This is a genomic window from Tritonibacter aquimaris, from assembly GCF_009617595.1.
GTDB lineage: Bacteria > Pseudomonadota > Alphaproteobacteria > Rhodobacterales > Rhodobacteraceae > Epibacterium > Epibacterium aquimaris.
In genome coordinates this window covers 714,168-738,226 of the sequence record NZ_WIXK01000001.1, presented here as the reverse complement: position 1 = coordinate 738,226, position 24,059 = coordinate 714,168, and the positions used below count along the sequence as shown (strand labels likewise).

Genomic DNA, 24,059 nt, shown 5'->3' with positions numbered 1-24,059 from the left:
GAAACCTTCTTCAAAACCATCAAGTCAGAACTGATCTGGCGGCATTCATGGGAAACACGGCGGAAGGCAGAGGTGGCGATCTTTGAATGCATTAACGGGTTCTAGAATCCGCTCCGCCGACACTCAGCATTAGGCTGGAAAAGCCCGGTCGCTTTTGAACGGAAGGTGGCTTAAACGAGCACTTGGAGCGGCACAAAAGCGTGACAGGTCCAGTAGTGTGCGACGAAGGCTTCGATCTGAGCTTTGAGGCCGCCGGGCAGGAAGTAGTTTTCCAGCAGAATGCGGCTCTTGAGGGGTTGGTGCCATCGCTCAATCTTGCCCTGCTTCTGAGGGGAATACGGTGCACCGCGAGAATGCTCCATACCTTTGCCCTGCAACCATTCAGCCAGACCAACGGAGACGCAACTGGAGCCGCGCGACACAATGGCGCTTTCTATGGGTTATTCTGCGGCGGCCCAACGATGCGCAGTCGTTAGTGTTGCCCGAGGTTCGAGCATGCGTTTCCTGAGAAGGGTGCTCGCAAAACTCACCCGTTTGGTTCCAGATTTTGGTGACGTTCTGACACCGCGCACTTGTGCGGCTTTAGATAGCTGTTTGTGGCTGGCTCTTTTCGCGAGCTCCAAGATCCAACTGCATGGTGTTTTGGCTGGTGGGTGTCTGAATTTGACCGTCAGAAGTGCTATGTTCAGCACGGATGCAGTCGCAGTATGTTAACAATGCGGTCTTTGACCGTGCCATTTGATGGATGAAGCGAAGTGTTTTTTCTTTGCTCAGCTGTGTTTTACATTTTATTCCGTTTTCTGCTTTCGTCTTTAGGGATGTGTTATTTTTTCTCTGATAGCTCTACGACCCAGCGAAAATTTTTCTCGCGCTGTTGTTCGTAGGGGAAGTTAAATGTCACTTAGATCGCAGATCATTGCGCTTATCGTCGTCCCGTTTCTGGCACTTGCGGGTATTGGTGGTTTTAAAGCCTATTCAGATTGGGAGTATTTTAACAATGCTCAAACGACCCAAACTGATACGCAGGCCTCAGTTGCCCTGTTGGAAGTGGTTCATTTCCTGCAGGTTGAACGAGGTTTGTCAGCGGTTTACATCTCTTCAAAGGGGGCGTCCGCAGCATCCGATTTGTCTACCACGCGTGGGCAGGTTGATCAGGCAATTCAGGCTGTTCCAGCTTCTGCAGCAAAGACGCTCAAGCATTTGAATGAGCTTGAAAGTTTTCGCAAATCGGTAACTGCGCTTGAACTGAATCCTGGACAGATGGGCGCGAAGTATTCTGGCACCATTGCGCGTATTTTGGATGACGTTAGCTCTCATCTGTTTCAGCAAAAAGACGCGGATATGTTGCGGTTGAGCTCGGGGTTGGTCAATCTGGCCTATGCCAAGGAAGCAGCGGGGCAGCAACGTGCGGCTGGTGCAGGCGGCTTTGGTTTGGACCGTTTCAACCTCACACTTTATCGCTGGTTCAACCGCACTGGCGCCATTGAAAAGCAGCTGCTGGATATTGCAGATCTGGCTTTTGGTCAGATGTTGCCAAATTTGGAGACGCGCAAAGGTCTCGCACCCACCGGATTGCCGGGCATTCGTACACAGGTGCTTGACGCAGGCCCAAATACTCCGGCGCCCAACTATGACGCGCGCGACTGGTTTGAGCGCGCAACCCGCTGGGTTAGCTCTCTATTTGATGTCGAAAATACCGTGACTGGTGCCATGATGGATCTGGCTGCGCAAAAAGCGGCAGAGGCCCGTCAGGCTCTTATTGTGACCTTGGCTGCCGTTGCCATTTCTTTGCTGATCAGCGGGCTGATCGGTTTGCGTTTGATTACCGCTTTCACACGGCAGTTTGGCGCGTTGCAGGCCGATCTTGATCGGCTGTCTCGTAAGGAGTTCGATTTCAAACCCGCAAATCTGGAGTCGCAGACCGAAGTGGGTAAGTTGAGCCAAGCGATGGAAAAAACCCGCGCCGCACTTGCAGAGGCTGACGACAAGCTGAATGCAATTGAGGCGAATCGCATTGCCGACCGTGGTGCGGTTGTTGGTAAACTGGATGAGCATCTCGCCCGGTTGTCCCGACGTGATCTGGAATGCTCCATCGATGAAAGCTTCCCCGAGGAGTATGAAGCATTGCGCAATAGCTTCAACGGCACGGTTGCGACGCTGAAAGACACGATTGAAAATGTCATCGAGGCCACCAGCAGTATCAATAATGGTGCGTCGGAAATCAGCACTGCGTCTGATGATCTGTCCAACCGAACCGAAAGCCAGGCTGCAACGCTTGAGCAGACCGCAGCAGCCCTGGAAGAATTGACGGTATCGGTGAAATCTGCGGCTGATGGCGCACGCAATGTGGAGCAGACAATGCAATCCGCGCGTGAAGAAGCCGAAGCAAGCGGCAATGTGGTGAAAAACGCTGTCTCAGCCATGAATGAAATTGAGCAGTCCTCCAATAAGATTGCGCAGATTATCTCGGTGATTGACGATATTGCGTTTCAGACCAACCTGCTGGCGCTGAATGCGGGAGTTGAGGCCGCACGCGCCGGAGAGGCAGGCCGAGGGTTTGCTGTTGTGGCAAGCGAAGTGCGCGGCCTTGCGCAACGATCTGCGGATGCGGCGACTGAGATCAAGACACTGATTGGCGACAGTTCCAAACAGGTCAGCCAGGGTGTCGATCTTGTTGGTCAAGCAGGTGAAGCGCTGGGGCGGATTGTGGATCGGGTCAATACGATTTCTGATCTGGTTTCCAACATTGCTGAAGGGGCGTCTGAACAATCCACCGGCCTCAGCGAGATCAACACCGGCGTCAGCCAGCTTGATCAGGTGACCCAGCAAAATGCTGCCATGGTTGAAGAGGCCACCGCAGCGGGGCATTTGCTGCATGCGGATGCAAGCAAGCTGGCTGAGTTGATGGCGCAGTTCAAAATTGGGGATGCGCGTGATGCATCGTCAAACGCCCGCGCAGCTGCACCTGCACAGCCGCAAAGCGTTGCAGCGCCACCACCACCGGCCAAAGTTGCCAATGGTGGCTGGGAAGATTTCTAACCTGCTCTAGAATAGCTATAGAACGGCCTGCGCCAACGCGCGGGCCGTTTCTGTTTTACGGCGGCATGAGTCTGGGATTGCGCAGCCTGCGAACCTTGGGACGGAATACAGATGTGGCCTAATAGCGGCCGTCTGTTTTATATTTTCAGGCGCTCTGCAATGCTGTTTCGCACTGGGGTCGTGGCGTAACAAGGCTGGGCACAGTATCTTAACTTTGCTCGGCTTCGATCACTTTGGTTGCAACTGAATGGCAATATTGCTGCGCGGCCAGTGGAGGGGATCCATCGGTGAAAAACACATCCATATCGGAAAGCGCACCAATGCGGGCAGGGGCCTTGCGGTCAAATTTCGACAGATCCGCCACCAGAAATACCTGATCGCTGCGGTTGATAATGGCCTTGCTGACGCCAACTTCCTGAATGTCGAAATCCAGAATATCGCCGTTTTCATGCAGGGCTGAGCAGCCAATCACCGCATAATCAAAGCGAAACTGCGAAATGGTGTCGCGCGCAAGTTCACCAACCAGACCACCGTCAGAGCGGCGCAGATTGCCGCCGGTGACCACCACCTCAATGTTGGGGTTGCCCGAAAGAATGGTGGCAATGTTCATATTGTTGGTCACCACCAACAGCCCCATGTGGTTTTGCAGCTCTGTCGCCACCGCCTCGGTGGTGGTGCCGATATTGAGAAACAGCGAGCAGTCATTGGGGATATGTTTCACCACTTCGCGGGCAATATCCACTTTGGCTGCAAGATTGAGATCACGCCGTTCGGTATAGCCGATATTGGTGGTGGTTGAGGGCAGGATCGCCCCACCGTGGACCCGTTCCAATTCGCCGGCATCTGCAAGTTCGCTCAGATCGCGGCGAATGGTTTGAGGTGTGACGCCAAAATGTTCCACCAGCCCTTCAACGGTCACCTTGCCCTCACGACGGGCGATGGTGAGGATTTCGGGTTTGCGTAGGGTCTGGACCATTACGTGCCTCAAATCTGGAAAGTCAGTGTTCGATTCTATGGGGTTTATACGCGGAATACAAATTCGAGGGTTCGTTTTTGTTTGCTTTTGGTCGCATCACGGCTCCAGCGCTGCGGATTTTTGTGTGTTTTTTTGCGCCCTTAGTAAAAAGCGCGCGCAAACGAACATTTTTAGCTTCCAATTGCGCTCGTTTTTTGTCACCAATCTCTCAGGCGCCGAATGTAACGGCGGGGAGAAGATCTGATGACAACCACATTTGACCTGCTGGTAATCGGCGGTGGTATCAATGGATGCGGCATTGCCCGCGATGCAGCTGGGCGCGGATTGCGCGTGGGGCTTGCGGAAATGAATGACATCGGCTCTGCCACTTCGGCAGCCTCGACCAAGCTGTTTCATGGCGGTCTGCGCTATCTCGAATATTTCGAATTCCGACTGGTGCGCGAAGCGCTGGTTGAGCGCGAAACCCTGTTAAAGGCGATGCCGCATATTTCATGGCCGATGCGTTTTGTGCTGCCCTATCATGCCAGCATGCGTTTTGACGCCGACACGCCCACCTCAAAACTGTTGGGTCTGTTCATGCCCTGGCTCAAAGGGCGGCGACCGGCCTGGCTCATTCGTCTGGGTTTGTTCCTGTATGACCATCTCGGCGGCCGTGAGATCCTGCCAGCCACGTCAAAGCTTGATCTGAAATCTAGCCCCGAGGGGCGTGGGCTGCAGGACCGGTTTGCCAAAGCGTTTGAATACTCGGATTGCTGGGTGGAGGATTCCCGGCTGGTGGTGCTGAACGCCCGCGACGCCGAAGCCCGCGGCGCAGAGATCATGGTGGGCCACAAGGTGGTTTCAGCCGAGGCCCAAGATGGCATCTGGACTGTCACATTGCGCAATATGGAAACCGGGCAGGACCACAGCGTCACCGCCAAAATGGTGATCAATGCGGCTGGTCCCTGGGTTGGGGATGTGCTGCGGGGCACGTTGCGCTCCAACAACAGCAGTGGCGTGCGTTTGGTGCGTGGATCACATATCGTCACCAAGCGTTTGTTTGATCACGATAAATGCTATTTCCTACAGGGCACGGACGGGCGCATTATTTTCGCTATCCCTTATGAGACGGATTTCACCCTGATCGGCACCACAGATGCAGAGCACTCAGACGCCAGCATCAAACCCGATTGCACACCGCAAGAGCGCGACTATCTCATTCGCTTTATCAACACCTATCTGGCCAATCCAATTTCGACCGATGATGTCATCTGGTCTTATTCCGGTGTGCGTCCGCTTTATGATGATGGGGCCAGCAGCGCGACCGCTGCAACGCGCGATTATGTGCTAAAGTTGGATCACAGCCGCGGCGCTCCGGCGTTGAATGTCTTTGGTGGCAAGATCACCACCTATCGCCGCCTCGCCGAAAGCGCGCTGGAAGAGATTGCAACCGTGCTTGAGGATCCGGGCAAACCCTGGACTGCGGGCGTGGCCTTGCCGGGGGGGGATTTCCCGGTTGATGGCGTTGCCGATCTGATCGCTGATTTGCGCCAGAGCTATCCGTTTCTGGATGATCGCTGGGCCAAACGTCTGGTGCGCGCCTATGGCACCGATGCCAAACGCCTTCTTGGCGATGCCACATCACCTGACGATCTGGGTGAAGATTTTGGAGCCAGCCTACACGCCAAAGAAGTGATCTGGCTCATGGATAAAGAATACGCGCGTGTGAGTGCGGATGTGATCTGGCGGCGCAGCAAGCTTGGCCTGCGCCTGACAAAAGAACAGATCAGCCATCTGGAACGATGGATGAAAACGCGCCGCTCCAAAGGCGCAACCGCCGCAGCGCGATAGGGAAAAAAGAAGGGGGAGACATGACACTGGAGCTACAAGCCGTGTCAAAACGGGTGAATGGGCATATCCATATTCACCCTACTGATTTGACGTTGACCAAGGGCACGATGAATGTGCTGCTTGGCCCCACTTCGGCGGGAAAGACATCGCTCATGCGCCTGATGGCGGGGCTGGATAAACCCAGCACGGGTAAGATTGAGTGGCAGGGTCAGGATGTGACCGGCCAAAAGGTACAGGATCGCCAGGTGGCGATGGTCTATCAGCAGTTCATCAACTACCCGTCGATGAGCGTCTATGACAATATCGCATCGCCCATGCGTCTTTTGGGGAAAACCAGCGCAGAAATTGATGCGGCGGTGAAAAAAACCGCGGATCTGATGCAATTGACCCCCATGTTGGATCGCAAACCACTGGAGCTGTCTGGTGGTCAGCAGCAACGCTGTGCCCTGGCGCGCGCGCTGGTCAAGGACGCGGGGCTTGTTCTACTGGATGAGCCGCTGGCAAATCTTGATTACAAACTGCGCGAAGAGCTGCGCCAGGAAATCCCCAAGATTTTTGCCGAAGCGGGATCAATCTTTGTTTACGCCACCACCGAGCCGGAAGAGGCGCTCTTGCTGGGCGGCAATACGGCTACCTTGTGGGAAGGGCGCGTCACCCAGTTCGGGCCAACCCCGGATGTCTATCGTCAACCGGTAGATGCAACCACCGCACGGGTGTTCAGCGACCCGCCGATGAATTTTCTTAAGGTATCAAAAATCGGCAAGAAAATCATGTTTGGTGATGGTCAAAGCGCGCCAGCCGTGGGGCCAATGGCCGATCTTGCCGATGGTCGATATCTTGCGGGGTTCCGCCCCAATCACGTGGAAATCAGCGCGCCGCATGAGGGGGCGATGACATTTGAAACCCGGCTCAAGGTGACCGAGCTTACCGGTTCAGAGACCTTTATCCATCTAGATCACCACGGGGAAACCTGGGTGGGGCTCGTGCATGGGGTTCACAAGCTTGAACTGGGCGCGGCGCTGAATGTCTATCTCGATCCGGCGCATGTCTACATCTTTGATGAGGAGGGCGCGCTGGTCGCTCCTGCCTCCTACGCTTTGGCCGCATAAGGAGGGGGAGAGATGGCAAAAATAACCCTGGATAATCTGGCGCATTCCTATCTGCCCAATCCGAAATCGGAAGATGATTTCGCGCTGAAAGAACTTAACCACGTCTGGAACGACGGTGAAGCCTATGCGCTTTTGGGATCATCGGGCTGCGGGAAATCCACGCTGCTCAACATCATTTCGGGCCTGTTGCAGCCAAGCCAAGGTCGCATCCTGTTTGGCGATCGCGACGTCACCCACGCCTCAACGGCGGATCGCAATATTGCGCAGGTGTTTCAGTTCCCGGTGGTCTATGACACCATGAGCGTGCGCGAAAACCTCGCGTTTCCGCTGAAAAACCGCGGTGCTGATCCCGCTTATGTGGCCCAGCGCGTGCAGCAGATCGCCGAGATGATCGGCATGGAGGCCGAGCTTGACCGCCGCGCCCGTGGTCTTGGCGCGGATGCAAAACAGAAGATCTCGCTTGGGCGAGGCATGGTGCGCGAAGACGTGAACGCGCTGCTGTTTGATGAGCCGCTTACCGTGATCGACCCCCATATGAAATGGGAGCTGCGCACCCAGCTGAAATCGCTGCACCATGAATTTGGTCACACCATGATCTATGTGACCCACGATCAGACCGAAGCGCTGACTTTTGCGGATAAAGTGGTGGTTATGTATGACGGCCGCGTGGTGCAGATCGGCACCCCAGAGGAGCTGTTCAACCGTCCTGAACACACCTTTGTAGGCTATTTCATCGGCTCACCCGGCATGAATGTGATCCCGGCAAGCGTGCAGGGACAGATCGCAACCGTGCATGGCGCTGAGCTGAAACTTAAGCGCGCGTTCAATGGCTTGGACGGCAAAGTTGAAATTGGCGTGCGGCCCGAATTTGTCACCCTGACCGAGGGCGAAGGCCTGCCGGTCAACGTGCGCCGGGTCGAAGATGTGGGCCGTCACAAAATCATCCGCGCAGATCTTTTTGGCAATGACATGAACATTGTTGCGCCCGAAGGCGCTGAGATCTCTGCGGATATGAACCGCGTCACCTTCGCGCCCGATCGCGTGAATGTTTATCACAACGACTGGCTGCAAAACGGGGAGGCCGCCTGATGGAAAAAACAGTCAACCAAAAGGCCTGGTTCCTGGTGCTGCCGGTTCTGGTGTTGGTCGCTTTTTCAGCGGTGATCCCGCTGATGACGGTGGTCAATTATTCGGTGCAGGACACCTTTGGTAACAATGAATTCTACTGGGCCGGGCTTGAATGGTTCCAGGAGATGCTGGCCTCGGAACGCATGTGGGATGCGCTGGGGCGTCAGCTGATGTTTTCCGGCATTATCCTTGCCATTGAAATCCCGCTTGGGGTGTTTGTGGCGCTGAATATGCCCAAATCCGGCTTTTGGTCGAGCTTCTGCCTCGTGCTGATGTCGCTGCCGCTGCTGATCCCGTGGAACGTTGTGGGCACCATCTGGCAGATCTTTGGCCGTGTTGATATTGGCCTGCTGGGCTATACGCTGGATGCGCTGGGGATCAATTACAACTATACGCAGGATGTGATTGCCGCCTGGGCCACCATCATTGTGATGGATGTCTGGCACTGGACTTCGCTGGTGGCGCTGTTGGCATTTGCTGGTCTGAAATCGATCCCGCAGGCCTATTATCAGGCCGCCAAAATCGATCAGGCGTCGCGCTGGAAGATCTTCCGCTTTATTGAACTGCCCAAGATGATGGGCGTGTTGATGATCGCGATCCTCTTGCGTTTTATGGACAGCTTCATGATCTACACCGAGCCGTTTGTGGTCACCGGCGGTGGTCCGGGCAATGCCACCACGCTGCTGTCCATTGACCTGGTGAAAATGGCCCTTGGCCAGTTTGACCTTGGCCCCGCAGCCGCATTCTCGATCATGTACAACCTGGTGATCCTGACGCTCGCCTATGTGTTTTACACCATCATGACCAATCTTGAAAAACGGGAGGGCTGATCGATGAGCGACGCAACCCTGAACCTGTCCACCCGCGCCAAGCCACGCATTGCCATCAAAGGCTCGGCGCTGGTGATGGCGGCCTATCTGATCTTCCTGTTGTTGCCGATCTACTGGCTCCTCAATATGAGCCTGAAGACCAACACGGAAATTCTCAACAGCTTTACGCTGTGGCCGCGCGATCTGACCTTTGCCAACTATGTCACCATCCTGTCGGATCCGGCATGGTACATGGGCTATGTGAATTCGCTGATCTATGTGGTGATGAACACGGTGATCAGCCTCGCGGTGGCGCTGCCTGCGGCCTATGCGTTTAGTCGCTACAGCTTTATGGGCGACAAGCACCTGTTCTTCTGGCTGCTGACCAACCGTATGGCACCGCCTGCTGTTTTTGCGCTGCCGTTCTTCCAGCTCTACTCATCCGTGGGTCTGTTTGACACGCACATCGCGGTGGCGCTGGCACATTGTCTGTTTAATGTGCCGCTGGCGGTGTGGATCCTCGAAGGGTTTATGCGCGGCGTTCCCAAAGAGATCGACGAGACCGCCTATATCGATGGCTACAGCTTCAGCCGCTTCTTTGTGAAAATCTTCATGCCACTGATTTCATCGGGCATCGGGGTCGCGGCGTTCTTCTGCTTTATGTTCTCATGGGTGGAGCTGCTGCTGAGCCGCACGCTCACAACGGTAGACGCCAAACCTATCGCTGCGATCATGACCCGCACGCAAGGTGCCGCTGGCATCGACTGGGGCGTGCTTGCCGCCGCGGGTGTGCTGACCCTCGTGCCCGGTGCATTGGTGATCTACTTCGTCCGCAACTACATCGCCAAGGGCTTTGCCCTGGGCCGCGTATAAGGAGACCGATCATGGATTGGATGGCTTGGACCTGGCCCACGGCGCTGTTTTTTATCTTTATCGCCAGCATGTTGATCACCTTTACGGTGCTGGCGATCAAATTCCCCGAAACCCCACGCCGTGGGGTGCTGGGAATGGAAACCACACGGGGCGATCGCCTCTTCATCTCACTTCTCGGCTCGGCCTTTATCAATCTGGCCTGGCTGGGACTTGTAGGCGCGAACCAGCCTTTGGCGCTGGTGGTCTGCCTGATCTACGCCGCAGCGGTATTCCGCTGGGTGTAACCAAACCGCCTGCCACAAAGAGCCACGGCGGCACTTGAATTTACGTTTTGACACGGGAGGAAGTCATGAAATTCATGTTACACACAAGCTCAGCATTGGCGCTGACGTTTGGCCTGATGAGCGCCCCGGCCTGGGCTGATATGGAGGCTGCCAAAGCATTCCTGGACAAGGAAATTGGCGATCTCTCTGTTCTGCCACGCGCAGATCAAGAAGCAGAGATGCAATTCTTTGTTGATGCGGCCAAGCCGTTTGAAGGCATGGAAATCAAGGTGGTGTCGGAAACCATCACCACCCACCAATACGAAAGCGAAGTGCTTGCACCCGCGTTTGAAGCCATCACCGGCATCAAGGTCACCCATGACCTGATCGGCGAAGGCGACGTGGTGGAAAAACTGCAAACCCAGATGCAGTCCGGCGAAAACATCTATGACGCCTATATCAACGACAGTGACCTGATCGGAACCCACTGGCGCTACAAACAGGTGCGCAACCTGACCGACTGGATGGCGGGCGAGGGCGCAGATGTCACCCTGCCAACACTGGATGTGGCGGATTTCATCGGCACAAGCTTCACCACCGGCCCGGATGGTAAGCTGTATCAATTGCCAACCCAGCAGTTCGCGAACCTCTATTGGTTCCGCTACGATTGGTTCAACGACGAAAAGAACAAAGCCGACTTCAAAGCGCAATTTGGCTATGATCTTGGCGTGCCGGTGAACTGGTCCGCCTATGAAGACATCGCTGAGTTTTTCACCGGCCGCAATCTGAGCCACATGGGCGTCGACGGTGACGTCTTTGGCAATATGGACTACGGCAAAAAAGACCCCTCCCTTGGCTGGCGCTACACTGACGCGTGGATGTCGATGGCTGGTATGGGCGATGCGGGTGAACCAAACGGTCTGCCGGTGGATGAATGGGGCATTCGTGTAAACGAGAACTCTCAGCCAACCGGTTCCTGTGTGGCACGTGGTGGTGCAACCAACGCGCCAGCGGCTGTTTATGCGGTGACCAAGGCGATTGAATGGCTGGAGAAATACTCCCCACCAGCGGCCGCGGGCATGACCTTCTCTGAGGCGGGTCCGATCCCGGCGCAGGGCAATGTGGCCCAGCAGATGTTCTGGTACACCGCCTTCACCGCCGCCACCGTTGAGCCTGGCTTGCCGGTCATGAACGAAGACGGCACCCCCAAATGGCGCATGGCACCCAGCCCGCATGGCGCATATTGGAAAGACGGCCAGAAGATCGGCTATCAGGATGCGGGTTCCTGGACATTGATGCAATCCACCCCGGTGGATCGCGCCAAAGCGGCCTGGCTTTATGCCCAGTTTGTTGTGTCCAAAACCGTTGACCTGAAAAAGTCTGATGTTGGTCTGACGTTTATCCGTGAAAGCACCATCGACAGCCAGCACTTCACCGATCGTGCCGACAAACTTGGTGGTTTGGTGGAATTCTACCGCTCGCCCGCGCGCGTTCAGTGGTCGCCCACCGGCACCAACGTGCCTGACTACCCCAAGCTCGCGCAGCTGTGGTGGCAAAACATCGGTGACGCCATGTCTGGTGCAAAGTCGCCGCAAGAGGCGCTTGATGCACTCTGTGCCGATCAGGAACGTGTTCTGAAACGTCTGGAACGCGCAGGCGTTCAGGGTGATCTTGGCCCGAAACTCAACGATGAGCAGGACGCCGATTATTGGTTCAACCAGCCCGGCGCCCCCTATGCCAAGCTCGCCAATGAGGACGAAGAGCCAAAGACCGTGTCCTACGATGAGCTGATCAAATCCTGGCAGTAATGCTTTGAATTAAACACGGCGGGGGCGTCATATGCGCCCCCGTTTTTGCACCTTGTTTAGGGTGCGGTTTTTACTGGTCACGTGGCCCGGTTTTTCGCAACATCCACCTGCGGCCTCAAAGACAAAGAGACAAATCCATGAAATATGTTCTTGCCATTGATCAAGGTACCACCTCCACCCGTGCCATCCTGTTTGACACCAATCTCACCCCCGTTTTCACCGCACAGGAAGAGTTTCAGCAGATCTTCCCACACTCGGGCTGGGTCGAACATAAGGCGGATGATCTGTGGCAGACCACCCTGCGCACCTGCCGTCAAGTGATTGAACAGGCAGGTGGATCTGCGGCTGACATTATTTCCATCGGCATCACCAATCAGCGCGAAACCACCGTGGTGTGGGACGCCAAAACAGGCGAGGCGATCTATAACGCCATTGTCTGGCAGGATCGGCGCACCTCGGATCTGTGTCGCACGCTAACCGGTGCGGGCCATGCGGAGATGTTTCAGGATCGCACGGGGCTGCTGGTGGATCCCTATTTCTCGGCCACCAAATTGAAATGGGTGCTCGACAATGTCGAAGGCGCGCGCGCCCGTGCCCAGCGCGGTGAGCTGTTGTTTGGCACTGTTGACAGTTTCCTGATCTGGCAGCTGACTGAAGGCCGCGTGCATGCAACCGATGCCACCAATGCCGCGCGCACCATGCTGTATGACATTCGCAAGGGCCGCTGGAGCCAGACCATCTGCGACCTGCTTGAAATCCCGATGAATATGCTGCCCACGGTCAAAGACAGCGCTGATGATTTTGGCAGCACCTCGCTTTTGGGCGCAGATCTGCCCATTCGCGGCGTTGCGGGTGATCAGCAGGCGGCCACAGTGGGACAGGCCTGTTTTGAGCCGGGTATGCTGAAATCCACCTATGGAACGGGGTGTTTTGCGCTGCTCAACACGGGCGATGTGCCTGTTGCGTCAAAAAACCGTCTGCTGACCACCATCGCCTATCAGCTTGATGGCAAACCCACATATGCGCTGGAAGGCTCGATCTTTGTGGCCGGCGCTGTGGTGCAATGGCTGCGCGACGGGCTCAAAATCATCCAATCGGCCGGCGAAACCCAGAACCTCGCCGAAAACGCCGATCCCACGCAATCTGTGGTGATGGTGCCCGCGTTTACCGGCCTTGGCGCGCCATATTGGAGCCCGGATAGCCGGGGCGCGATCTTTGGGCTGACCCGCAATTCCGGCCCGGCTGAATTTGCCAAAGCCGCACTCGAAAGCGTGGGCTATCAGACCCGCGATCTGATTGATGCCATGCGCGCTGACTGGCAGCAACACGCAACCGGCAGCGGCGGCGAGGCGGTTTTGCGGGTGGATGGCGGCATGAGCGCCTCAGACTGGACCATGCAGTTTCTGGCTGACATCACCAACGCGCCGGTGGATCGCCCTCGCGTTCTGGAAACCACCGCATTGGGGGTCGCCTGGCTTGCGGGCATGAAGATGGGCGCGCTGCCCGATCAGGCGGAATTTGCCAAAAACTGGGCGCTGGAGCGTCGTTTCGCCCCAGAGATGCAGGCCGAAGAACGTGCCGCAAAATATGGCCGCTGGCAGCAAGCGGTGCAAAGTACGCTCACCTACTAAAACACGTAAACCTGCGGGGCGTTGTTTCCGCAGGTTGCTTAATGCCCGCAGAGGCTTGTGGATTGTATCGAAGTCCACGCGAATGGGTGACGAAACCAAAGCCAACGCGTAAAATGCTACCTGAGTTTCTAAAAATCGGTTAAATCTACAGCCCTCAAACGCAGGTCTGGCACAGGTTCGGCCCGCGGTAGATATTTTCAATGCTCGAGGGTTTTGGGGTGCAGCAGACAGCAACACAGCAACAAGTGACAGCGCCGCTTACTGCAACCCAGCTGGGCATGATCTACGAAAGCCTCGGCTCTGGTCAGCCCTGGGTCAACCTCGAACAGATCCTGCTGGGGTTTGATCACGATTTCCCATTGCCCGATGCGGTTGAACAGGGCTGGAAGCAGGTCTGCAACCGCCACGATGCGCTGCGCCTGCGTCTGATGTGGCAAAAGGTGGAAACCCCGCATCAGCTGTTGACCTCGATTGATGAATTCAGCCTGACACAGCTGGATTGGTCCTCCATCGCCTCGATGGAGCAAGAAGCGCAGCTGCGCGACTACCTCAGCGAAGATCGCAATGCGGGCATGGATCCGCAGCGCGCGCCGGGCTGGCGGCTCACCTATATTCGCACCGGTGTCGACAGTGGCTATCTGCTGTTTACCGTGCATCACGCCCTGCTGGACGGGCGCAGTATTGCCCGCGTGATCAGCGATCTTTTGTGGTATCTCGACAGTGGCGCATTGCCGGGATCCGCGCCAGAGCGCAGCTTTGCTGAGGTCGCCACTGAAATCAGCACGCTGTCGGGCGACGCTGCTGCCGAAACCTATTTCTCCGACTATCTGCAGGATTTTGACAGCATCGGCGCGCTAAGCCTGCCGGTTGCCCCCGCCGAAGGGGCCGATCGCAAAAACGCGCTTGTGCTGCATTGCGCCGCTGAATTGATGCAGGATCTGCGTGATCAAAGCACCCGTCTGGATGTGACCGTTGCCAATCTGGTGCAGGCCGCCTGGGGGTTGGTGCTGCTGCGCTGGCAGGGCCGCGAAGAGATGTCGATCGGCACCGTGCGCAGCGGTCGCCATGCAACCGCGCACTCGCAAGACACGGTCGGCTGTCTGATCAACACACTGCCGCTGCGCCTTAAGGCCACGCGCAAATCAACGCTCAAAGACATCACCCAGGGTTTGCGCCGCGATACGCTGGCGCTGCATGGCCATGAACAGGTCACCCCCGGTGAGCTGCGCCAATGGGGCGGTATCGCGGGGCAAAGCCCGCTGTTCAGCACGCTGGTGATGTTTGAACGCGGCACCATGCAGCAGCTTGTTCATGCGCTGGCACCAGACCGGCTGCGCCCCACCGTCACCCTGCTCGAAGAGGGCGGGTTGCCGCTGACCCTTGCGGTTTATGCAGGTAATGATGGCGGTGCCAAAATCATGCTGGAGTATGATCCGGTACATGTGCCTGCGGATCTTGCGCAACAGCTGCTCCAACATTTTGAAACCCTGCTGCCCTCGATAGCTCAGGCCCATGCGGATGCACCGCTTGCGGCGCTTGAGATGATGCGCCCTGATGAACGGGCCACGCTGAAAACCCTGGCCGCGCCGGAAAACGCGGTTGCGGATGCGCCGTTTGATCTGCTGGCGGCGTTTGAAAAAACCGTGGCTGCGCGCGCTGATAGCTGTGCGCTTAAAATGCTTGGCAGTGATGACAACCTCACCTACGGCGATCTTGCGCGACGAGCCAACGGTCTGGCCCATGTGCTGCGCGATGCGGGCGTGGGCGCAGATGATGTGGTGGCGATTTCGCTGCCGCGCTCGATTGATTTCATCGTTGCGATTTTTGCCACGCTTAAGGCTGGCGCGCGCTTTGTGCCGGTTGATCCCACATATCCTGCCGCCAATCAGCTGCATATGATCCAAGACAGTGGTGCCAAGGTGATCCTGTCATATGACGTGCTGACTGAGGCTGACACCCCAGTGCTGCGCCCCGATGCATCGCCCGCTGATATTGCCCCCAATGGGGTGCAGGGCGACGGGGCCTATATCATCTATACCTCAGGCTCAACTGGCACGCCCAAAGGGGTTCAGGTCAGCCGTGGCAATCTCACCGCGCATATCGCGGCCATCACCCCAACGCTTGCATTGACGCGCGACGATCGCGTGCTGCAATTTGCCAGCCTGTCGTTTGATGTGGCGCTGGAAGAGATTTTCCCAACCCTGATGGCCGGGGCCACGCTTTTGCTGCGCTCTGATGAGATGGCGCAATCGCCTGCGCATTTCCGCGAAGTACTGGCCGAAGAACGCATCACGCTTGCCAATATTCCAACAGCGTTTTGGACGGTGTTTACCGACTATCTCGCCAGCAGCGGTCACGGCATTCACCCAGAACTTCGCATGATGGTTGTGGGCGGCGAGCTGGTCAAACCCAAGGCGCTGCGCAAATGGCAGACCCTGGCCCCCAATGTGCGCTGGCTAAATGGCTATGGCCCGACAGAAACCACCATCACCTGCACCCTCTATGAGGCGCAGAGCCTGCAAAACCCCAGCGAAGAAGTGCCCATTGGCCGCCCAACCGGCCACGCCCGCGCCTATGTGTTGGCCGCAGACGGAAGTCTCGCTCCCAATGGTGCCGTCGGAGAGCTGAGCATCGGCGGTGCCGCCGTGACGCAGGGCTATCTGGGCCTGCCGGACAAAAGCGATGATGTCTTTATCCAGTGCACAAAACTGGGCCGTATCTACCGCAGCGGCGACCGGGCCCAATGGGGCAGCGATGGTCAGCTGCGTTTCCTTGGCCGACGTGACCGTCAGGTAAAACTGCGCGGCTTCCGCATCGATCTGCGCCAGGTCGAACGCGCCGTCGAAGAGGCCACGCTGGGCGCCGAAGTCGTGACCGCCATTCGCAACGCGGGCTCTCCCGCAGCGCAGCTGGTATCCTGGGTCAAAGCCCAAAACGGGCTGGAGCTGAGCCAGATCAAATCCCGCACCGAGGCGCTGTTGCCCGCGCATATGCGCCCGACCTTGGTGATGGTCGAGGATTTCCCCACCACCGCAGGTGGCAAGATCGATATGAAATCCCTGCCAGATCCGGTTGAGGAAACTACATCTGCCGGGCTCAGCGGCGGTGAAACCCGTATCGAGCAGCAGGTGCAGGACATCATGGCCAAAGTGCTGGGGCGCAAATCGGTGGGGGTGAACGACAGCTTTTATGATCTGGGCGGCCATTCCCTATTGGCGGTGGAACTGATCGGCAAACTCGAAAGCGCAACCGGTGGCCAGCTGGGCATCATGGATCTGAAAAACCATCCCACCTGCCGTGAACTGGCGCGTATTCTGGAAACCGGCAGCAATGCGCCGAAACATATCATTCCGATCCAGCCCAATGGCAGCCGCCCGCCGCTGTTTGCCATCCATATCCTTGGCGCACGCGAAAGCTATTTTGAACCCATGGCGCGCTATCTTGGCCCGGATCAGCCCATTATGGGGGTCTCGGTCGGTTCACTGGATGAAAACACCCCAACGGGGATCGAATTCACCGCGCGCCGTTACTGTCTTGATATTATGGAATACTACCCGGAGGGGCCGATCAATCTGATGGCGGTGTCGCTTGGGGCCTATATGGCGTTTGAACTGGCGCGCCAGCTGCGCGCCGCCGGGCGTGAGGTGGCGCTTTTGGCGCTGTTTGACGCGGCCGGGCCGGGTGGGCGGCAGGAACATCAGGGCCTGCGCCGTCTCTGGTGTCATCTGCGCCGGGCGCGGTATCTGGGCTGGGCCTATCCCGCGCAGATCATTCGCAACCGTGTCCACAATCTGCGCAACACAATTGCGCGCGCCCAGATCCAAAAGGCCGAAACCGAAGCTGAGGGGCAGACCGCCACTCAGGCCCCAATGACGGTGTTTGAATTCATCGCCTCCAATGAATTGGCGGTGCAGGCCTATACCGCCAGCCCGATTGAGGTGCCGATCACCATTTTCCGCGCCGAAAGTCATTTCTTTGACACAGACGCAGGCATTGCAGCAGGGCTTGGCTGGGAACCGGTTGCTGCCGCAGGGCATAAAGTGATCGACGTCCCCGGCGGCCATCTTACCATGCTGGAAGATCCCCATGCCGCGACGCTGGCGCTGCGGTTTTCTGAACTGCTTGAGCAGCAACAGCGCAACCTGCTTGAACGCAGCCGCGATGATCTGGTGCGCGAACCCGCAATTGCGATGGCGCAGCAGGGCGGCTAATGGCGTTCAACAAAAAAGCGCGCTCCCGGTTGGGTGGCGCGCATTTTTTGGTGGTGGTTGTGTTGCCTGTTCAAACCGGGGCAAATTCCGGCGTCATCATCCAGGCTGGAACCGTCTCGGAAATCGCCTCATTGCGCGCAACTGGCGCGTCAAAATCATAGCCGCGCAGCAGGCGAAACAGCATCCTACGCCGCAGGGTCAGCTCTTGAATATCCAGCGCCGCTTCAAGCGTGGTCTGTGTCATCCCATGACGCGCGCGGCTCATTCCCAATTGCATGTTCTGTACCCCTCTCTGCGATCCCAGCAACCAGCCTAAGATCAGATCTGGGCAAAATCTGGCACATTGCAGGGCGCTGATTTGGCCCGAGAGCCGGATTTTAACAAAATCAACAGCTGCCCAGGCCGTCGCCGCAGCTGCCTGTGGGTTCGGCGCGGTGGCTGAAACCTGCCTGCACAGCCCTGTCCGCAGGGGAGGCAATTTAATTTGAACCGGGAAATTGTCGATTTTGGCCGGTTTTCTCCCGATGGAGGCGCGGAAAGTGGCAATCGCTCTTGCACCGGGCGACGTGGGCACATAGAAGGCCTCAAATTGTCTGTGGGCTGCGTCTGCGCGCATGCCCCGAATCTCTTATGGGGAGCATGATGCAGGTAACCGAGACTCTGAACGAAGGTTTGAAACGCGGCTATGCGATCACCATTCCAGCAGCTGATCTGGAAGCAAAGGTGAACGAAAAGCTGGTTGAGGCACAGCCCGAAGTCGAAATGAAAGGCTTCCGTAAAGGCAAAGTGCCGATGGCGCTGCTGAAAAAGCAGTTTGGCGATCGTCTGATGGGCGAAGCCATGCAGGAATCCGTTGATGGTGCGATGAACAAGCACTTCGAAGACAGCGGTGACCGCCCGGCGATGCAGCCTGATGTAAAAATGACGAACGAAGACTGGAAACCGGGCGACGACGTTCAGGTTGAAATGTCTTACGAAGCACTGCCGGTCATCCCTGATGTGGATCTGTCTGGCGTGAAGCTCGAAAAGCTGGTTGTCAAAGCAGATGACGCAGCAATCGAAGAAGCACTGGGCAACCTGGCCGAGACCGCGACCGATTATGAAGCGCGCGAAGAGGGTGCTGCAGCGGAAGATCAAGATCAGGTTGTGATCGACTTCCTGGGTAAAGTAGACGGCGAAGCCTTTGACGGCGGCGCAGGCGACGACTACCCGCTGGTTCTGGGTTCGAACTCCTTTATTCCGGGTTTCGAAGAGCAGCTGGTTGGCACCAAAGCTGGTGAAGAAAAAGACGTAAACGTCACCTTCCCAGCCGAGTATGGCGCCGAGCACCTCGCAGGCAAAGACGCTGTCTTCACCTGCACCGTGAAAGAAGTAAAAGCGCCTAAGGCTGCTGAAATCAACGACGAGCTGGCGAAGAAATTCGGCGCCGAAGATCTCGCAGCGCTGAAAGCACAGATCGCTGAGCGTCTGGAAGCAGAATACGTTGGCGCATCGCGCGCTGTTGTCAAGCGTGGCCTGCTGGATCAACTGGACGAGCTGGTCTCCTTTGACCTGCCGCCGTCGCTGGTTGAGGCAGAAGCCAAGCAGATCGCACATCAGCTGTGGCACGAAGAAAACCCTGACGTTCAGGGCCACGACCACCCGGAAATCGAGACCACCGATGAGCACAACACTCTGGCCGAGCGTCGCGTTCGCCTGGGTCTGTTGCTTGCCGAAATGGGTCAGCGCGCCGAGGTAGAAGTGTCTGAAGCAGAAATGACCCAAGCGATCATGGCGCAGGCGCGTCAGTATCCGGGTCAAGAGCGCCAGTTCTTTGAATTCATCCAGCAAAACCCGCAGATGCAGCAACAGCTGCGCGCGCCGCTGATTGAAGACAAAGTGGTTGATCACGTGCTGGAGCAGGCTGAGGTCACTGAAAAAGAAGTGTCCAAAGACGATCTGCAAAAAGCGGTTGAAGCGCTGGAAGAAGAGTAATCTTCCCCCGCAAGACTTTCAAAAGGCCGTCCCTTGGGGCGGCCTTTTTCTTTGAGGCGGGCGTGTATCTACAGCAGGCGGGGGCTCCCGCCCGGCGCTGCGATCATCGGAGATGATCTGGTCCGGTTGGGCCGCGCAGCTGCGCTGCAGGCGGCGTATAAAGGCGAGCGACGCGCCACTCCGCCGCGCTGAGCGTTGCGCGCGCGGTTGGGCCATAGCGACGCGCTGGCAGCCGCTGGGGGAACAGCGCTTCGATCTCGGCGCGCGCCTCTGGTGTTAGTGCACGCAGCCCGGTGTTGCCGGGATAAAAGCTCTCGCTCAGCACCCCTTCGCCCCAGATCAGTTCATGATGGTCAAACATCAGGTGGTAATAGCGCACCCGCCCGCCGGGCTGCGCGCAGATCGTTGCGCCATTGACCATATGGCAGGCGGGCACCAGCGCATCAGCGCTGTCGGAAATGAGCTCCAGCGCGGCGTTGCGCACATAGATCCGATGCTGCGGTGACACCATGAGCGCGCGGCGATTGCCCAGCACCCCCGGCGCAAATCGGATTGGGGCCAGGGAGCCAGCGGCAGCCACCTCGCCAGAGCCGATCCAGCGGATGGGTTGCAGCCCGTGATCAAGTGTTGCGACGCGATCCCCTGCTGCAAGCGCCTCGATCGGTATTTCGCCGTGCTCAGCCCGAATACGAGTGCCTTCAGTAAAGCAGGCGACCAGCTCCATATCCTGCCGGTCAGCCACCAGCTGATCTACCACATTTGTGGCAAGCCGATCCAATGATACCGATTCGATGACCCCGGCCTCGAATGCAGCGTGGTCCGCGTTGTCGGAATTTTCGGGCACCAGATAGGTTTCACCGTTCACATCCTGCGCGATCACTGCAGTGATCTGGGCAGTGCTGCCATCACCATAGGTCAGCGTTGCGTTATATACTGACAGCCCATCAAAGGTTTGCGCTGCGCCGCCATTGATCGAGAACTGATCAGTGTCGAGCGTATTGTTCATGTCAAAGCCGTTGTCCGGCCCGCCCAACTGGCTCCAGGTTGCGGCGCTGTCGATCAGTGGCTGATTGGCATCGCCAAACTCTAACCCCACCAGATCTTCGGCGTTTTCCGCGCCCCGATTACCCTCCTGGCTGTCGATGTCAGCCAGGTTTCCCAGATACAAAACTTGAAATGTTGTTGGCATATCTCTTGCTGCCGTTTCTGCAGCTGCAAAGTTCTTGATGCCACCATGTATGTATCGGAAAAAGTAAGTTAAATCTGAACAAAATACGATAAGTAACCGTCAAACGCGAAGTTTGATGGGCGTAATGTCGCAGTTGCAGAAAGTGCCGATTTTACGGGCGCAACCCGGTCTCTTTCAACATGCCCCGGCGCTTGGCCTCATGGTAGTAGCCGCGCGAATAATGCTTCACTGCCATATCCTGACTGCCGTCTGAAATCAGCCAGGCACCACGCAGGTACTTCACTGCAAATTCCAGATTGGTGTCCGCATCCAGCAGATCCTGTGGCTGGCCCTTAAACCCCATAGAGCGCGCGGTGGCAGGCAGAATCTGTAGCAGCCCGTAGTAAGGTCGGTTCACCGCCCAGGGGCGATGGGTGCTTTCGCGGATGGCCAGGCGATGCACCAGGCTGCGCGGCACCTCATAGTGATCGGCCCAGAAATTGATCTTCTGGCGCAGCTCAGGGGTTTCATTGGGGTAAAGCGGTGGCTCAGCTGGGCGGGCAGGGGCCTCGGTTTCCGCCGCGCCACACCCGGCCACAAGCGCCAGCCAGAACACCCCAGTAATCACATCACGACGAAACATGGTCAAATCCTTTCAAATTCCCCACCCGTAGGCGGGTTTCCCAGCCCCAAAGCGGAGGGTATTTCCACCGAGCGCGGCACCACAAATCAGCGGCTCAGATCGACGCTCAAGCCCAGCCTCCACAGCTCGGTTCAAAACGCAATAAATTTTAGACACTCAGGATTTGTTAACACAGTTTAACTCGGGCATTTTGTGGGAGAAGTCAGAGGCACTTCCCCCCAAGGCCCGGTCGATCTGATCGCCTCTTTGATCGACCAGAACGTGGCATCGGGGGCCGGATCTGTTTCCCTCAGTTCTCCGGCCCCCTTTGCGTGCCTTACCGTTACTGCGACCCAGACAAGGCTGCAGCAGCCAGTTTAACTGGCTTTTTTACGACGGCGCGCCGCGATCAGGCCACCAATCCCGGCCACCATCAGCACACCAGAGGCGGGCAGCGGTACTGGGGCAACCTGTGCCTCGGTCACAACGATTTCACCGATGCTAAACGGGTTAATGAAATTCGGCCCATCCACAAAGAAGTTGCTCAGGGTAATCGAGTCGAGCTCAAATTCGGCAAAGCTTGTATTAGAAAAATCAAACCGGTCGCTCACTGGGAAACCGGACGCGCCAACAGGGCCAAAGCCCGCACTCTCGGCAGTGGCAAAGAAATCGCCACCGCCGCCGATGGCCACGACTTCACGGACACCACCCACGATGCTGTTCCCTAAATAGTCGGGGCTGTTCAGGAATTCGATCGTGCCAAGACGAATAGCACGGTCGAAACGCAGCGTGATCGAGGCGTTTTGAATTGCTAAAGGCGTGAAGAACAACTGGTTGTTTACGGTGCTGTTGGGCAAAACCCCATCGTTCAGCGTGCCGCTGCCACCAGTCAGGTCAACCAGGCCAGGAACGCCGTCGGCTGAGGGGGTAATGGTGCCGCTATAGGTGTTAGTCCAGCCGCCGGTGCTAGACGGATCTGCATTGCGAATATCATAGCTGACAATGGTCACAGCCTGGGCCGCTGTGGCGCTAAGGGCGGCAAACACGCCCGCAATAATCATGTTTCGAAAAGACATTTGGTGACTCCAAATTCAGGTTCAGTGATTTGGGTCTGCCGCCTGTTCATTACAGCTGCAAGAGTTTGAATGTGGATGACAACAAGACGTGAACGCCTGTTAGATTGCGTCAAGTTGAGCTGAAAAATGAAGGTAATTCAAGTGTTTGAACTGTATCCCAAGCAAAAACAAAGGCCACCCACAAGGGACGGCCTTTGCCAGTTTCGAAACAAAAGGCGGTGCCTTAGTTTTCGGTTTCTTCTGCAGGTGCCGCTTCGGCAACCGGTGCGTCATCATCATCAGATGCGGCCGCGCCGATGTCGTCGAACAGTTCCTGGATCTCGAATTCCGCAGCGGCTTCCTCTTCGGCGGCCAGCTCTTGGATCGACTTACCAGAAGCTTGCAGTTCGGCTTCTTCCTCAGAACGCGCAACGTTCATTTGGATTTCAACCTGAACTTCCGGGTGCAGGTTCACAGCAACAGCGTGCAGGCCCAGCTCTTTGATCGGGTGGATCAGAGCGATCTGCTTTTTGTCGACAGTGAAACCAGCTGCGGTTGCGGCTTCGGCTGCGTCACGCGGGGTAACGGAGCCATACAGCGCGCCAGCGTCGGAAGCGGAGCGAATCACGATGAACTGCTGACCGTCCAGCTTTTCACCCAGTGCTTCTGCTTCTTTCTTGGTTTCCAGGTTGCGCGCTTCCAGCTGCGCTTTCTGGTCCTCGAATGCAGCCAGGTTTGCTTCAGAAGCAGTTTTGGCCTTGCCTTGCGGCAGCAGGAAGTTACGGGCGAAGCCAGGCTTGACGTCGACGACTTCACCCATTTGGCCAAGCTTGGCCACACGTTCTAGAAGGATAACTTGCATATCAGTACTCCTTACTTAACGGCGTAGGGCAGCAGCGCCAGGAAGCGGGCACGTTTGATAGCACGGGCCAGCTCACGTTGTTTCTTTGCAGAAACGGCGGTGATGCGGGACGGCACGATCTTGCCACGCTCAGAGATGTAGCGCTGAAGCAGACGGGTGTCTTTATAGTCGATTTTAGGTGCGTTCTCGCCAGAGAATGGGCACACTTTGCGACGGCGGAAAAATGGTTTAGCTGCCATGGTTTAGCGTCCTTTTCTCAAGCAATTAACCGCGGCGCTCGCGGCGATCGCCACGCTCGTCACGTTTTTGCATCTGAACCGACGGACCTTCGGCGTGCTCGTCGACCTTGATGGTCAGAACGCGCATAACGTCGTCGTGCAGGCGCATCAGGCGTTCCATTTCCTGAATCGCGACAGAAGGTGCGTCGGTTTTCAGAAAGGCGTAGTGGCCCTTGCGGTTTTTGTTAATTTTATAGGCCATTGTTTTAACGCCCCAGTACTCGCTGTCCACGATGGAACCACCGTTGTCGGACAGAACAGCACCGAAGTGTTCAATGAGGCCTTCAGCTTGCGAGTTGGACAGGTCCTGACGCGCAATCATTACATGCTCATAAAGGGGCATGCGAACTCCTGTTTCTTTCAAGGCGCATTTCAAAGGCAGGGCTGTTTAAACCTTCCGCGGCCCCACCACGAGAGTCTGCG

At 56.9% G+C, this 24,059-nt stretch carries 19 protein-coding genes and 2 pseudogenes; 12 read left to right on the top strand and 9 right to left on the bottom strand.

Going from position 1 to position 24,059, the window contains the following annotated elements:
* Window positions 1-174 (top strand): annotated as a pseudogene (locus GG681_RS17665) (IS3 family transposase); the annotation flags it as partial.
* 38 nt (window positions 175-212) lie between these two features.
* Here GG681_RS17665 and GG681_RS03550 read toward each other — a convergent pair.
* Window positions 213-398, bottom strand: a pseudogene (locus GG681_RS03550) (integrase core domain-containing protein); the annotation flags it as partial.
* A 496-nt stretch (window positions 399-894) separates the two neighbouring features.
* Here GG681_RS03550 and GG681_RS03545 point away from each other — a divergent pair.
* A complete protein-coding gene (locus GG681_RS03545; protein ID WP_153545098.1) occupies window positions 895-3,039 on the top strand; it encodes a methyl-accepting chemotaxis protein in 2,145 nt (714 codons plus the stop codon).
* 208 nt (window positions 3,040-3,247) lie between these two features.
* On the opposite strand, the gene GG681_RS03540 is transcribed toward GG681_RS03545, so the two are convergent.
* Window positions 3,248-4,015 carry a DeoR/GlpR family DNA-binding transcription regulator gene (locus GG681_RS03540; RefSeq protein ID WP_153545096.1) on the bottom strand — a complete coding sequence of 256 codons (768 nt, stop codon included), beginning with the start codon at window positions 4,013-4,015 and terminating at the stop codon, window positions 3,248-3,250.
* Between the two features lie 243 nt (window positions 4,016-4,258).
* On the opposite strand from GG681_RS03540, the gene glpD reads away from it, so the two are divergent.
* The 9 genes from glpD (at window position 4,259) to GG681_RS03495 (ending at window position 17,677) form a co-directional block, all read left to right on the top strand.
* Window positions 4,259-5,845, top strand: coding sequence for a glycerol-3-phosphate dehydrogenase (glpD, locus tag GG681_RS03535; protein WP_153545094.1), 1,587 nt, complete (start codon window positions 4,259-4,261; stop codon window positions 5,843-5,845).
* Window positions 5,846-5,865: 20 nt separating this feature from the next.
* On the top strand, window positions 5,866-6,954 hold the full coding sequence (locus GG681_RS03530; RefSeq protein ID WP_153545091.1) for an ABC transporter ATP-binding protein: 1,089 nt from the start codon (window positions 5,866-5,868) through the stop codon (window positions 6,952-6,954).
* A gap of 12 nt (window positions 6,955-6,966) precedes the next feature.
* Window positions 6,967-8,043, top strand: coding sequence for an ABC transporter ATP-binding protein (locus tag GG681_RS03525; protein ID WP_153545089.1), 1,077 nt, complete (start codon window positions 6,967-6,969; stop codon window positions 8,041-8,043).
* On the top strand, window positions 8,043-8,912 hold the full coding sequence (locus GG681_RS03520) for a carbohydrate ABC transporter permease (protein WP_153545087.1): 870 nt from the start codon (window positions 8,043-8,045) through the stop codon (window positions 8,910-8,912). The genes GG681_RS03525 and GG681_RS03520 overlap by 1 nt, the downstream gene beginning before the upstream one ends.
* Window positions 8,913-8,915: 3 nt before the next feature.
* Entirely contained in the window at window positions 8,916-9,764 is an 849-nt protein-coding gene (locus GG681_RS03515) for a carbohydrate ABC transporter permease (RefSeq protein WP_153545085.1), read from the top strand.
* A gap of 11 nt (window positions 9,765-9,775) precedes the next feature.
* A complete protein-coding gene (locus GG681_RS03510; protein ID WP_153545083.1) occupies window positions 9,776-10,048 on the top strand; it encodes a DUF2160 domain-containing protein in 273 nt (90 codons plus the stop codon).
* A gap of 65 nt (window positions 10,049-10,113) precedes the next feature.
* Window positions 10,114-11,835, top strand: coding sequence for an ABC transporter substrate-binding protein (locus GG681_RS03505; protein ID WP_153545081.1), 1,722 nt, complete (start codon window positions 10,114-10,116; stop codon window positions 11,833-11,835).
* 137 nt (window positions 11,836-11,972) lie between these two features.
* Window positions 11,973-13,466: a glycerol kinase GlpK gene (gene glpK / locus GG681_RS03500; protein ID WP_153545079.1), complete on the top strand. Its 1,494-nt coding sequence runs from the start codon at window positions 11,973-11,975 to the stop codon at window positions 13,464-13,466.
* A gap of 200 nt (window positions 13,467-13,666) precedes the next feature.
* Complete coding sequence (locus GG681_RS03495) at window positions 13,667-17,677, top strand: non-ribosomal peptide synthetase (protein ID WP_153545077.1); 4,011 nt, start codon at window positions 13,667-13,669, stop codon at window positions 17,675-17,677.
* A gap of 70 nt (window positions 17,678-17,747) precedes the next feature.
* Here the strand turns inward: GG681_RS03495 and GG681_RS03490 are convergent, their stop codons facing one another.
* A complete protein-coding gene (locus GG681_RS03490) occupies window positions 17,748-17,954 on the bottom strand; it encodes a peptidyl-tRNA hydrolase (protein WP_153545075.1) in 207 nt (68 codons plus the stop codon).
* 365 nt (window positions 17,955-18,319) lie between these two features.
* On the opposite strand from GG681_RS03490, the gene tig reads away from it, so the two are divergent.
* Window positions 18,320-19,651: a trigger factor gene (tig, locus tag GG681_RS03485; RefSeq protein WP_153545073.1), complete on the top strand. Its 1,332-nt coding sequence runs from the start codon at window positions 18,320-18,322 to the stop codon at window positions 19,649-19,651.
* A 103-nt stretch (window positions 19,652-19,754) separates the two neighbouring features.
* Here the strand turns inward: tig and GG681_RS03480 are convergent, their stop codons facing one another.
* From GG681_RS03480 to rpsF, 6 genes are all read right to left on the bottom strand, one after another.
* Window positions 19,755-20,840: a Hint domain-containing protein gene (locus GG681_RS03480; RefSeq protein WP_153545071.1), complete on the bottom strand. Its 1,086-nt coding sequence runs from the start codon at window positions 20,838-20,840 to the stop codon at window positions 19,755-19,757.
* Window positions 20,841-20,991: 151 nt separating this feature from the next.
* Window positions 20,992-21,462: a lytic transglycosylase domain-containing protein gene (locus tag GG681_RS03475; protein WP_153545069.1), complete on the bottom strand. Its 471-nt coding sequence runs from the start codon at window positions 21,460-21,462 to the stop codon at window positions 20,992-20,994.
* Window positions 21,463-21,818: 356 nt separating this feature from the next.
* The gene (locus GG681_RS03470; RefSeq protein ID WP_235899700.1) at window positions 21,819-22,517 is read right to left on the bottom strand and encodes a VPLPA-CTERM sorting domain-containing protein; all 699 of its coding nucleotides are present in this window, start codon (window positions 22,515-22,517) and stop codon (window positions 21,819-21,821) included.
* 223 nt (window positions 22,518-22,740) lie between these two features.
* Complete coding sequence (gene rplI / locus GG681_RS03465) at window positions 22,741-23,358, bottom strand: 50S ribosomal protein L9 (RefSeq protein ID WP_153545066.1); 618 nt, start codon at window positions 23,356-23,358, stop codon at window positions 22,741-22,743.
* Window positions 23,359-23,369: 11 nt separating this feature from the next.
* Window positions 23,370-23,597 carry a 30S ribosomal protein S18 gene (rpsR, locus tag GG681_RS03460; RefSeq protein ID WP_005608650.1) on the bottom strand — a complete coding sequence of 76 codons (228 nt, stop codon included), beginning with the start codon at window positions 23,595-23,597 and terminating at the stop codon, window positions 23,370-23,372.
* Window positions 23,598-23,622: 25 nt separating this feature from the next.
* On the bottom strand, window positions 23,623-23,979 hold the full coding sequence (rpsF, locus tag GG681_RS03455) for a 30S ribosomal protein S6 (protein ID WP_153545064.1): 357 nt from the start codon (window positions 23,977-23,979) through the stop codon (window positions 23,623-23,625).
* Window positions 23,980-24,059 lie beyond the last annotated feature (80 nt).